12 protein-coding genes are annotated in these 11,961 nt (G+C 72.2%); 8 read left to right on the forward strand and 4 right to left on the reverse strand.

Annotation, left to right across the window (positions count from 1 at the left end; translation table 11 throughout):
* Positions 1 to 2: 2 nt before the first annotated feature.
* Entirely contained in the window at positions 3 to 278 is a 276-nt protein-coding gene (locus ACZ7EG_RS32610) for a toxin-antitoxin system HicB family antitoxin (RefSeq protein WP_361940119.1), read from the reverse strand.
* Positions 279 to 412: 134 nt separating this feature from the next.
* On the opposite strand from ACZ7EG_RS32610, the gene ACZ7EG_RS32615 reads away from it, so the two are divergent.
* From ACZ7EG_RS32615 to mug, 8 genes are all read left to right on the forward strand, one after another.
* On the forward strand, positions 413 to 1,234 hold the full coding sequence (locus tag ACZ7EG_RS32615; protein ID WP_471086859.1) for an ABC transporter ATP-binding protein: 822 nt from the start codon (positions 413 to 415) through the stop codon (positions 1,232 to 1,234).
* Between the two features lie 4 nt (positions 1,235 to 1,238).
* Complete coding sequence (locus ACZ7EG_RS32620) at positions 1,239 to 3,806, forward strand: ABC transporter permease (RefSeq protein ID WP_471086862.1); 2,568 nt, start codon at positions 1,239 to 1,241, stop codon at positions 3,804 to 3,806.
* 55 nt (positions 3,807 to 3,861) lie between these two features.
* Complete coding sequence (locus ACZ7EG_RS32625) at positions 3,862 to 4,326, forward strand: GNAT family N-acetyltransferase (RefSeq protein ID WP_471086865.1); 465 nt, start codon at positions 3,862 to 3,864, stop codon at positions 4,324 to 4,326.
* A gap of 176 nt (positions 4,327 to 4,502) precedes the next feature.
* The gene (locus tag ACZ7EG_RS32630) at positions 4,503 to 5,843 is read left to right on the forward strand and encodes a hemolysin family protein (protein ID WP_471086868.1); all 1,341 of its coding nucleotides are present in this window, start codon (positions 4,503 to 4,505) and stop codon (positions 5,841 to 5,843) included.
* Positions 5,840 to 6,853, forward strand: coding sequence for a hemolysin family protein (locus tag ACZ7EG_RS32635; RefSeq protein WP_471086871.1), 1,014 nt, complete (start codon positions 5,840 to 5,842; stop codon positions 6,851 to 6,853). Before ACZ7EG_RS32630 ends, ACZ7EG_RS32635 begins: the two co-directional genes overlap by 4 nt.
* Before the next feature lie 62 nt (positions 6,854 to 6,915).
* Positions 6,916 to 7,695, forward strand: coding sequence for an SGNH/GDSL hydrolase family protein (locus ACZ7EG_RS32640; RefSeq protein ID WP_471086874.1), 780 nt, complete (start codon positions 6,916 to 6,918; stop codon positions 7,693 to 7,695).
* 92 nt (positions 7,696 to 7,787) lie between these two features.
* Complete coding sequence (purB, locus tag ACZ7EG_RS32645; RefSeq protein ID WP_471086877.1) at positions 7,788 to 9,230, forward strand: adenylosuccinate lyase; 1,443 nt, start codon at positions 7,788 to 7,790, stop codon at positions 9,228 to 9,230.
* A gap of 13 nt (positions 9,231 to 9,243) precedes the next feature.
* Positions 9,244 to 9,789, forward strand: coding sequence for a G/U mismatch-specific DNA glycosylase (gene mug, locus ACZ7EG_RS32650; protein ID WP_471086880.1), 546 nt, complete (start codon positions 9,244 to 9,246; stop codon positions 9,787 to 9,789).
* 4 nt (positions 9,790 to 9,793) lie between these two features.
* Here mug and ACZ7EG_RS32655 read toward each other — a convergent pair whose 3' ends face one another.
* From ACZ7EG_RS32655 to ACZ7EG_RS32665, 3 genes are read right to left on the reverse strand one after another with little or no spacing between them, the layout of a single operon-like run.
* Positions 9,794 to 10,225: a hypothetical protein gene (locus tag ACZ7EG_RS32655; RefSeq protein ID WP_471086883.1), complete on the reverse strand. Its 432-nt coding sequence runs from the start codon at positions 10,223 to 10,225 to the stop codon at positions 9,794 to 9,796.
* A gap of 55 nt (positions 10,226 to 10,280) precedes the next feature.
* Positions 10,281 to 11,006 carry an ABC transporter permease gene (locus ACZ7EG_RS32660; protein WP_471086886.1) on the reverse strand — a complete coding sequence of 242 codons (726 nt, stop codon included), beginning with the start codon at positions 11,004 to 11,006 and terminating at the stop codon, positions 10,281 to 10,283.
* 2 nt (positions 11,007 to 11,008) lie between these two features.
* Positions 11,009 to 11,929, reverse strand: coding sequence for an ABC transporter ATP-binding protein (locus ACZ7EG_RS32665; RefSeq protein WP_471086889.1), 921 nt, complete (start codon positions 11,927 to 11,929; stop codon positions 11,009 to 11,011).
* Positions 11,930 to 11,961: the final 32 nt, after the last annotated feature.

Genomic DNA, 11,961 nt, shown 5'->3' on the forward strand with positions numbered 1-11,961 from the left:
GTTCAGTGGCGACCTTCGCGCGTGTCCTCGCGGTCCTCCCCCACTCCCGGCTTCGCTCGAGCGGGGGCACCCCCACCGAACTCCTCGGCGAAGACGGACTCGTACTGCTTCATGAAGTCCGCGGCGGCCTCCACGAAGGTGTGGCCCACCTCGCCGGTGTCCTGTCTGACCAGCTCCTCGATGTAGCGGTTGACGCTCATCCCGCGGGCCAGGGCACGCTCACGGGCGGCGCGGGCGGTGCCCTCGTCGACGCGCACGTTCAGCTGGGTCTTCGCCATACCCCGAAGCTAGCGCGCAGGTGCTAGCACCGGCAAGGGCGGAGTCCGACCCGCGGAGGATACCGAGTGTGGGACGGGTCACATTACTCTCGGGCAGGGTTGGAGGTCCTGACGTCCACCCAGAGGAGGCGGCCTTGTCCACACCTGCTGCGGAGCACGCTCCCGGCCTCGCGTCGGCCGACGGGATCGCGGCCCGCGCCCGCGGTCTGACCAAGGCGTACGGCGCGGGCGAGACGGCCGTGCTCGCGCTCGACTCGGTGGACGTGGACGTCGTCCGGGGCCGGTTCACCGCGGTGATGGGCCCGTCGGGTTCCGGCAAGTCCACGCTGATGCACTGTCTGGCCGGTCTCGACACCGTCTCGGCCGGTCAGGTGTGGCTGGGTGACACGGAGATCACCGGGCTGAGGGAGCGCGAGCTGACGCGGCTGCGCCGGGACCGGATCGGGTTCATGTTCCAGTCGTTCAACCTCATCCCGACCCTGAACGCGCTGGAGAACATCACCCTGCCCATGGACATCGCGGGCCGCAAGCCCGACGGGACATGGCTGGACCAGGTGATCGACACCCTGGGCCTGCGGGACCGGCTGAGGCACCGCCCCTCGCAGCTCTCCGGCGGGCAGCAGCAGCGCGTGGCCTGCGCGCGGGCGCTGGCCTCCCGGCCCGAGCTGATCTTCGCGGACGAACCGACCGGCAACCTCGACTCGCGCGCCGGGCTCGAGGTGCTCGGCTTCCTGCGCGAGGCGGTGGACCAGCTCGGGCAGACCGTCGTCATGGTGACCCATGATCCCGGGGCCGCCGCCCACTCGGACCTGGTGCTCTTCCTCGGGGACGGCCGGATCGTCGACGAGATGCGGCGCCCGACGGCGGAGGCGGTCCTGGAGCGGATGAAGAGGTTCGACGTGATCCGCACCCGCTCCGAGGACGCCGGCGCCCCGGTGTCACCCGAGGAGAACTGAGCCCGTGCTCAAGGCGACCCTGCGGAGCTTCCTGGCGCACAAGGGGCGACTGCTGCTCTCCGCGCTCGCCGTCCTGTTGTCCGTCGCGTTCGTCACCGGGAGCCTGATCTTCTCGGACACCGTCAGCCGCACGTTCGACCGGCTGTTCGCCTCCACCGCGGCCGATGTCACGGTCAGCCCGAAGAAGGACCTCGACGAGGCGCTGCCGTCGGGCCGGACGGCCACCCTGCCGGCCGCGCTCGCAGAACGGGTCCGGCAGATCGACGGGGTCGCGGCGGCCCGCGCCGACGTGAAGGTGAACGGCCTCACGGTCGTGAACGAGGAGAACGACCCGGTGGGCCCGACCACCGGGGCACCGACGCTCGGCTACGCCTGGAACCCGAACGAGCGCAGCCCCGTGCAACTGACCTCGGGTCATGCCCCGCGCGGCCCCGCGCAGGCGCTGCTCGACTCCGAGACCGCCGGCCGCAAGGACGTGCAGGTCGGCGACAGCCTCACGGTCATCGCACCCCCCGGGTCGTTCCGGGTCCGGGTGGTCGGCATCGCCACGTTCACGACCACGAACCCCGGCTCCGCGCTGCTCTACTTCGACACCCCCACCGCCCAGACGAAGCTGCTGGGCCGGCCGGGTACGGCCACGAGCATCTCGGTCGACGCGGCGCGGGGCGTCGGCGACGACCGGCTCAAACAGCGCGTGGCCGGCGCGCTCGGAGCGCACACCTACGACCTCAGGACGGCCGACGAACAGGCCGAGTCGGACGTCGAGCAACTGGGCGGGTTCCTCGACGTCATCAAGTACGTGATGCTCGGCTTCGCCGGGGTCGCCGTCCTGGTCGGCGTGTTCCTGATCGTCAACACCTTCTCCATGCTCATCGCCCAGCGCACCCGTGAGCTGGGCCTGCTGCGTGCGCTGGGAGCCGACCGGCGCCAGGTCCGCGCCTCGGTGCTCACCGAGGCCCTGCTTCTCGGGCTCGTCGGCTCCACGCTGGGACTCGCCGCGGGCATCGGGCTCGCGGCCGGGCTGATCGCTCTGATGGGCCTGCTCGGCATGAACATCGACGCCGACGAGATGCAGATCGGCTGGGTGACCCCCGTGGCGGCGTACGTCGTCGGGCTCGGCGTCACCTTCGTCGCCGCGTACCTCCCGGCCCGGCGGGCCGCGGGCGTCTCGCCGATGGCCGCGCTCTCGGACGCCGAGGTGACCGGGGTGGGCCGGCCGCTGCGGGTGCGTGCGGTGGCGGGCGCGATCGTCGGGGCAGCCGGTGCGGCGGCACTCGCGGGGTGCGCGGTGTCCCGGCAGACGTCGTCGGCGGCGTCCCTGCTCGGGCTCGGCGTGGTGCTCACCCTGATCGCGACGGTGATCGCCGGGCCCCTGTTGGTGCGCCCGGTGATCCGGGTGCTCGGCGCGGCCTTCCCCGCGCTGTTCGGTCCGATCGGCCGGATGAGCCAGCGCAACGCCCTGCGCAACCCCCGCCGCACCGGAGCCACCGCGGCGGCTCTGATGGTGGGAATCGCCCTGGTCGGCGGGATGTCGGTGGCGAGCGAGTCGATGACCGCCTCGTTCGACCGGCAGATCGACACGACGCTCGGCGCCGACTTCGTCGTGCAGAACACCAACTTCCAGCCGTTCCCGCAGGAGGTCACCGACAAGGTGCGCCGCACCGAAGGCGTGGGCCTGGTCGTGCGCGGGAGGTTCACACCGGTCGCGGTGCGCCTCCCGGACGGCGACCGCGTGGAGACCACGGCGGCGGGCTACGATCCGCGGCTCGACGAGGTCGCCAACATCACCTACGCGCAAGGGGACTCGGCGGCCGCGCTCGCACGCGGGCACCTGGCCATGGACCGGGATTTCGCACGCGACCACGGCGTACGTGTGGGCAGCGTCCTGCCGGTGGAGTTCCCGGGCGGACGCTCGGCCGAGCTGACGGTCGGTGCGCTCACCGACCAGGACACCGCAGAGGGGTTCGGCACCCAGGGCGGGCTGTTCTTCGGGCTGGGCACCCTGGAGCGGTACGCGCCGGGCGGGCGGGACTCCGCGCTGTACGTCAACGCCGCCGCAGGCACGAGCGACGACGATCTGCGCGCGCACCTGGAGGAGACCCTGGAACCGTACCCGCAGGTGCAGGTGCGGGACCTGGCCGACTACAAGCAGCTGGTCCGTGACCAGATCGCCGTCCTGCTGTACCTCGTGTACGCGCTGCTCGGGCTGGCGATCATCATCGCGGTACTGGGCGTGGTCAACACCCTCGCGCTGTCGGTCGTCGAACGCACCCGGGAGATCGGACTGTTGCGGGCGATCGGGCTGGCCCGGCGTCAGCTGCGGCGGATGATCCGGCTGGAGTCGGTGGTGATCGCGGTGTTCGGCGCGGTCCTCGGGCTCGCACTGGGGCTGGTGTGGGGTGTGTGCACACAGCAGGTACTGGCCCTCCAGGGCATGACGGCCCTGGCGATCCCGTGGGTCACGATCGTGCTGGTGGTGGCCGGCTCGGCGGTGGTGGGAGTCGTGGCGGCGCTCCTGCCGGCGTTGCGCGCCTCCCGCATGAACGTCCTGGCGGCCATCGCCCACGAGTGACGTCCGCATCCTGAAACGGCCTGCCGCGGGTCGGCGCGGGTGATGTGATCTCGGGATGACCGATGTACGCATCCGGGCCGCGACGCCCGAGGACCTCGACGCTGTTCTGGCCTTCTGGAAGGTGGCCGCCGAGGGCACGAGCATCAGCGACGACCGCGGTGGGGTGGAGCGGCTCGTCGCGCGAGACCCCGAGGCGCTGATCCTCGCCATGGGGGTCCCCTCTGCTCGAGCGGAGTCGAGAGCTCGGGGGAGCGACGGCGAACTGGTCGGCACGGTGATCGCCGGGTTCGACGGCTGGCGCTGCCATCTGTACCGGCTGGCCGTCCACCCGGACCACCGCCGCCAGGGTGTCGCGACCGCACTGCTCGCCGCCGCGGAGGAGCGGTTCGTACGGCTCGGCGGGCGCCGCGCGGACGCGATGGTGCTCACGCGCAACGAGACCGCGCACCGGACGTGGGGAGCGGCCGGATACGGGGCAGAGGAGCAGTGGCGACGCTGGGTGAAGCCGCTCACCGAGTAGTCACGGCCGCGAGGCACTGATCACAACCGGAGGCGGACTTTGCCCATCCTTTACTCTTGAATGGCCACTCGGTCCTGCATGAAAGGTTGTGAGCCTCCGCCCATGGGCGAGCCTCCCCGTGCGCGACACCGCGCGTTCCGCCCCGTCCTGGAGAACCATGGAACGGGGGTGAACCGATGACCGAAGTGCTCCTCCTTCTGGCGGCGATCCTGCTCTCGCTCGCCTGCGGCGCCTTCGTGGCGGCCGAGTTCTCCCTCACCACGGTCGAGCGCGCCGAGCTGGAGCAGGCCGTCGAGCGCGGCGAGCGGGGCGCGCAGGGTGCGCTGAAGGCCGTACGGAACCTGACGTTCCAGCTCTCCGGGGCGCAGCTCGGCATCACCGTCACGAACCTGGTGGTCGGCATGCTCGCCGAGCCGTCGATCGCCGCCCTGATCGCCGGGCCGCTGGAGGACCTCGGCGTCTCGCGCTCGGCGTCGCACAGCATCGCGCTGGTGATCGGCACCGCCTTGTCCACGGTGTTCCTCATGGTCGTCGGCGAGCTGGTGCCCAAGAACTGGGCGATCTCCTCGCCGCTGACCGTCGCCAAGACCGTGGGCAACGCCCAGCGCTGGTTCAGTGCCGCGTTCCGGCCGTTCATCACGCACCTGAACAACACGGCGAACCGGGTCGTACGGCGGATCGGTGTCGAGCCGGCCGAGGAACTCGCCTCGGCGCGCGGGCCGCAGGAGCTGGCCGCCCTCGCCCGGCACTCCGCCAAGGAGGGCGCCCTGGAGGCGGACACCGCCGAGCTGTTCGTGCGCACGCTGAACCTCGCCGACCTGACCGCGGAGAACGTCATGACGCCCCGGGTGCAGGTCGTCGCGCTGGAGGTGCAGGCGACCCTGGAGGACGTGGCGAACGCGACCCGGGCGACGGGCCTGTCCCGGTTCCCCGTGTACCGCGGGACCCTCGACTCGGTCGTCGGGACGGCCCACGTCAAGGACGTGCTGGCGGTGCCGGCCGAGCGCAGGACCCGGATCTACGTCTCCGAGCTGATGCGCGAGCCGCTGCTGGTCCCGGAGACGCTCACCGTCGACCGGCTCCTGGACCGGCTCTCCGGCAAGCGCACGATGGCCGTCGTGATCGACGAGTACGGCGGCACGGCGGGCGTGGCCACGCTGGAGGACATCGTCGAAGAGGTCGTCGGCGAGGTGCGCGACGAGCACGACCCGCACGAGACGCCCGACCTGGCCGCGGCCGGTACCGACGAGTCCGGGAACGCGCTGTACTCGGCCGACGGCTCCGCACGCGTGGACCACCTGGAACGCATCGGGCTGCGCGCTCCGGAGGGGCCCTACGAGACGCTCGCCGGGCTGGTGGCGACGGTGCTGGGCCGGATACCGGCCGCGGGTGACACCCTCGAGGTCGCCGGCTGGCACCTCGAGGTCCTGGACGCCACGGGGCGCCGGGCGGCCCGCGTCCGGCTGCGCGCACCCCTCGACGACCGGCAGCCCGACGAGAAGGGGGTGGAGCTGTGACCGCCGCCCAGCTGCTGATCGGACTGGCGACACTCGTCGTCAACGCCTTCTTCGTCGGTGCCGAGTTCGCATTGATCTCCGTGCGCCGCAGCCAGATCGAGCCCTACGCCGACCAGGGCGACCGGCGCGCGAAGAGTGTGCTGTGGGGTCTGGAGCACGTGTCCGCGCTGATGGCCGCCGCCCAGCTCGGCATCACGCTGTGCACGCTGGTGCTGGGCGTGGTGGCCGAGCCCGCGATCGCGCATCTGCTGGAGCCGGTGTTCCACGCGGCGGGCGTGCCCGAGGGCGCGGGGCACGCGGTGTCCTTCGTGATCGCGCTGTCCCTCGCGACCTATCTGCACATGCTGCTCGGCGAGATGGTGCCGAAGAACATCGCGCTCGCCGAGCCGGTGCGCAGCGCGCTGGCCCTCGGACCGCCCCTGGTCGCGCTGTCCCGGGCCCTGCGTCCGGTGATCTTCACGGTGAACACGTTCGCCAACGCCCTGCTGAAACTGCTGCGCGTCGAGGCCCGGGAGGAGGTCGCCGCCTCCTACTCGGACGCGCAGATCGCGCAGATCGTGAAGGACTCCAGCGAGGCCGGACTGATCGACGACCGTGCCCAGGAACGGCTGCGCGACGCGCTGGAACTGGGCCGCCGCCCCGTGCGGGACGTGGTGCTGCCACTGGAACGCGTGGTGTACGCGAGCGTGGGTGTCACCCCGGAGGAACTGGAGCGGCTGTCGGCGGAGTCCGGGTTCTCCCGCTTCCCCGTGGTGGACGAGGGGCGGCGGATCGTCGGCTACCTGCATGTGAAGGACGCCCTGGACGCCGCCGGGCGCACCACGCCGTTCCGGCTGCGGGACATGCGCCCCATCGCGCGCGTGCGGGAACACACGCCCCTGGACGACGTCCTCACGGCGATGCGGGGCAGTCGTACGCATCTCGCGGCCGTCCTCGGGGCGGACGGGCGGCTGGCCGGGCTGGTGACCATGGAGGACGTCCTGCGGGAACTGTTCGGGCAGCGGGCGTGAGAACCGGTCCGGCGGGACCGACCGACTGACGGGTATGTGCACGGGATACCATTTCCGTCGCCATGCAGACGAACCCCACCCACACCAGCCTGGTCGCCGTCGGCGACTCCTTCACCGAGGGCATGTCGGACCTGATGCCCGACGGCTCCTACCGCGGCTGGGCCGACCTGCTCGCCGCCCGGATGGCGGCCCGGACGCCCGGCTTCCGGTACGCCAACCTCGCGGTGCGCGGCAAGCTGATCCAGCAGATCGTCGACGAGCAGGTCGACGTCGCTGCGGCCATGGGGGCCGATGCGATCACCCTGGTCGGCGGGCTCAACGACACGCTGCGGCCCAAGTGCGACATGGGCCGGGTGCGCGGGCTCCTGGAGGAGGCCGTGGAGAAGCTGGCCCCCGCGTGCCGGCAGCTCGTCCTGATGCGCAGCCCGGGACGGCAGGGCCCGGTCCTGGAGCGGTTCCGGCCGCGCATGGAAGAGCTGTTCGCCTGCGTCGACGAGCTGGCGGCCCGGCACGGCGCGATCGTCGTCGACCTGTACGGCGCGCCCTCCCTGAGCGATCCGCGGATGTGGGACGTGGACCGGCTGCACCTGACGGCGGAGGGCCACCGCCGGGTCGCGGAGGCGGTGTGGCAGACGCTGGGCTACGACCCCGAGGACGCCGAGTGGCACTCGCCGATGCCGGCGACGCTGCCGCCGGGCTGGGTCATGCGGCGCGTCGCGGACGCGCGATTCGCCCGGCAGCACCTGCTCCCGTGGATAGGCCGCCGCCTGACGGGCCGCTCCTCGGGCGACGGACTGCCCCCCAAGCGGCCGGAGCTGATGCCGTACGAGGACCTGGCGTAGCCGCAGGTGGATGCGGCCGGCCCGCTCTCGTAGGTTCCGACAAAGACACCCGCGGCGCTGGCCTGCAGGAATCGCCAGTAGAATCCGTACACGTGACTTCCGCTCCCGCCAAGCCCCGCATCCCGAACGTCCTCGCCGGACGCTACGCCTCCGCCGAGCTCGCCACGCTCTGGTCGCCCGAGCAGAAGGTGAGGCTGGAGCGGCAGCTCTGGCTCGCCGTGCTCCGGGCCCAGAAGGACCTCGGCATCGAGGTGCCGGACGCGGCCCTGGCCGACTACGAGCGCGTCCTCGACACCGTCGACCTGGCCTCCATCGCCGAGCGCGAGAAGGTCACGCGACACGACGTGAAGGCGCGGATCGAGGAGTTCAACGACCTCGCCGGGCACGAGCACGTCCACAAGGGCATGACCTCCCGCGACCTCACCGAGAACGTCGAGCAGCTCCAGATCCGCCTCTCCCTGGAGCTGGTCCGCGACCGCGCGGTCGCCGTCCTCGCCCGTCTCGGCAAGCTGGCCGGCGAGTACGGCGAGCTGGTCATGGCCGGCCGCTCGCACAACGTGGCCGCCCAGGCCACCACCCTCGGCAAGCGCTTCGCCACCGCCACCGACGAGCTGCTCGTCGCCCACAGCCGTATCGAGGAGCTGCTGGGCCGCTACCCGCTGCGCGGCATCAAGGGCCCGGTCGGCACCGCGCAGGACATGCTGGACCTGCTGGGCGGGGACGCCGCGAAGCTGGCGGACCTGGAGCAGCGGATCGCCGGGCACCTGGGCTTCTCGCAGGCGTTCACCTCGGTCGGCCAGGTCTACCCGCGCTCGTTGGACTACGAGGTCGTCACCGCGCTGGTGCAGCTGGCGGCGGCCCCTTCGTCGCTGGCCAAGACGATCCGACTGATGGCCGGGCACGAGCTGGTCACCGAGGGCTTCAAGCCCGGCCAGGTCGGCTCCTCGGCGATGCCGCACAAGATGAACACCCGCTCCTGCGAGCGTGTCAACGGCCTGATGGTGATCCTGCGCGGTTACGCCTCGATGACCGGCGAGCTGGCGGGCGACCAGTGGAACGAGGGCGACGTGTCCTGCTCGGTGGTGCGCCGCGTCGCACTGCCGGACGCGTTCTTCGCGCTGGACGGTCTGCTGGAGACGTTCCTGACGGTGCTCGACGAGTTCGGCGCGTTCCCGGCGGTCGTCGCCCGGGAGCTGGACCGCTACCTGCCGTTCCTCGCCACCACGAAGGTCCTCATGGGTGCCGTGCGCGCGGGCGTCGGCCGGGAGCTCGCGCACGAGGCGATCAAGGAGAACGCCGTCGCCTCCGCGCTCGCCATGCGCGAGCAGGGCGCCGAGCGCAACCAGCTGCTCGACAAGCTGGCCGCCGACGCGCGCATCCCGCTGGACCGGGAACAGCTGGACGCGCTGATGGCCGACAAGCTGTCCTTCACCGGTGCCGCGGGCGACCAGGTCGCCGCCGTCGTCGCCCGGGTCGAGGAGATCGTCAAGCAGCACCCCGAGGCCGCGGGCTACACGCCCGGCGCGATCCTCTGACGCGCCGCTCGCGATGGCGCGTTTCACGCCCGAGGAGCTTCGGGCCGCCCGCGACCGCGTCGTGCCCGACGTGGTCGCGGAGGGTCTGCATGTCCTCTTCTGCGGCATCAACCCCGGCCTGATGACCGCCGCGACGGGCCATCACTTCGCCCGGCCGGGCAACCGCTTCTGGCCGGTGCTGCACCGGTCCGGGTTCACGCCGCGGCTGCTGAAGCCGTCCGAGCAGCAGGAGTTGCTGTCGTACGGGCTCGGCATCACCAACGTCGTGGCGCGGGCCTCCGCCCGGGCGGACGAGCTGAGCGCCGAGGAGTACCGGGAGGGCGGGCGGCTGCTCGCGGCGAAGGTGGCACGGTTGCGGCCCCGCTGGCTGGCCGTGGTCGGCGTGACGGCGTACCGCGCCGCGTTCGACGACCGCAAGGCGCGGGTGGGGGCGCAGGCGCGGACGATCGGTGACACACGCGTGTGGGTGCTGCCCAACCCGAGCGGGCTGAACGCGCACTGGACACTCGACACGATGGCGCAGGAGTTCGGGCGGCTGCGGGAAGCCGCCGGGGACTGATCCGCTACGGCGGGTCCGTCTCCGTGACCAGCGCCAGCAGCTGGACCTCCCGGGAGGCGTCCCGGTCCGCGACCGCCACGGCGACCCAGCGGCCCGTGCCCTCCACCTCCCACAGGTGGGCCACGCCGGCCCGCGCGCTCAACTCGGCCCACGGCCGGGGTATGTCCTCCCGCTCGGTGCGCAGCAGCACGGTCTGCAGGTTGTAGGGGTCCGTGTCGCCCCAGCGGGAGGCGAGGAGCTCGTAGACGGCGTCCCGGTCCTTCTCGAACTGGTCGGTCGTCACCGCCCGGGCCCCGGGATCGCCGCCGGCCCCGGCCTCTAACACCGCGAGGTGATGACCGGGCCCCGAGACACCGACGTCCGACGGGCCGTGCTCCGCCGGAAAGGGGCGGTAGCACAGCTCGTCGATGAGGGCGATGTGCTGTGCGATGTTCATGGCTCCAGTAAACCCGCCGCCACTGACACTTGGCGGGGCATCAACCGGCTCGCCGTCAGGCGTCCCTGCGCCGTACGCTCCAGGCTCCCGCCAGCAGGGCGGCGGCCGTCCACAGCGCGGTCACCGCGAGTCCCGACCAGGGGCCGAGGGTGCCGTCGTACGTCTCCCTGAGGACCACCTGCCCGGCCTTGTCGGGCAGAAAGTCGGCGGCGGTGCCCGTCGCGTCGCCGATCACGAACGACACGACGAGGATGAACGGCACCAGCAGGGAGAGGGTTGCCACGCCGCTGCGGAGCAGGGCGGCGGTCCCCGCGGCGAACAGGGCCATCAGCATGAGGTAGACACCACAGCCCACCACCCCGCGCACCTGCTCGCCGGTACTCAGCCCGTCGGCCGCCGCGCCGAGGGCCGCCCGCCCCACGAGGAGGGCGGCGAGGGCCGTGGCCAGCCCCACCAGGAGAGCCGGCAGGGCGATGACGGCCGCCTTGGCCGCGAACCACCGTCCGCGCCGCGGCACCGCGGCCAGGGAGAGCCGCAACGCGCCCTGGTGGAACTCCGACGACACGGCCATGGCCCCGAAGGTGACGGCCGCGATCTGGCCCGGTATGACGCCGGACAGGGCCGTGAAAAGCGGATCGAACCCGGGGTCCGAGGCATCCGGGACTCCGGCGATCGCGGAGAACGCCGTGGTCACGGCGAGCAGGGCCAGCAGTGCTCCCGGGAGTGAGCGCAGGGTGCGGACCTTCAGCCACTCGGAGCGCAGTACGGGCGTGAATTCCATGGTCAGGCCTCCTGGGGCTGTGCGGTGAACTCGGTCTCGGCCCGGGTGAGGTCGAAGTAGGCCTGCTCCAAGGTGCCCTCCTCGGCGGCCAGTTCCAGGACCGGCGCACCCGAGGCCGAGGCGATGCGGCCGATGTCGTCCACGCGCGCGTCGCGCACGGTCCAGTGCCCGTCCGTGTGTTCCTCGGCGGCGTGGCCGTGCCGGGCGAGCGCCGATGTGAGGGCGCCGGGGTCGGTCGTACGGATGCGGACGCGGGGCTGAACGCGCGCGTGGATGAAGTCCCGCATCGGGGTGTCGGCGAGAAGCCGGCCCCGGCCGAGGACGACCAGGTGGTCGGCGAAGGACGCGGTCTCGTTCATCAGATGGCTGGAGACCAGGACCGTGCGGCCCTCTTCCGCGAGGCGGCGCAGCAACTGCCGGATCCACACGATGCCTTCGGGGTCGAGGCCGTTGGACGGCTCGTCCAGCATGACGACCTCGGGATCTCCCAGCAGGGCTGCGGCGATGCCGAGCCGCTGGCGCATGCCCAGCGAGTACGTCCGTACCCGGCGCCGGGCCACCGACGCCAGGCCCGTCTCCTCCAGTGCCTCGTCGACCCGCCGGTCCGGGATCCGGTTGCTCGCCGCCAGAACGCGGAGATGGTCGCGGGCGGTGCGGGAGCCGTGCGCGGCCTGCGCGTCGAGAAGGGCGCCCACATGGCGCAGGGGATCGCGGAGCGCCGGGTAGGGCCGGCCGCCGATCGTGGCGGAACCGGTGGTCGGCCGGTCGAGGCCGAGCACCAGCCGCATGGTGGTGGACTTCCCGGCGCCGTTCGGGCCGAGGAAGCCGGTGACGCGGCCGGGCAGCACGCGGAAGGTGAGCCGGTCCACGGCTCGCCGGTCGCCGAACTCCTTGGTGAGGTCCTGGACGTCGATGCTGGTCATGGCAGCAGCGTCGGGGCCGGACCGGGGTGCGG

It is taken from the genome of Streptomyces sp. NPDC037100, assembly GCF_055606225.1.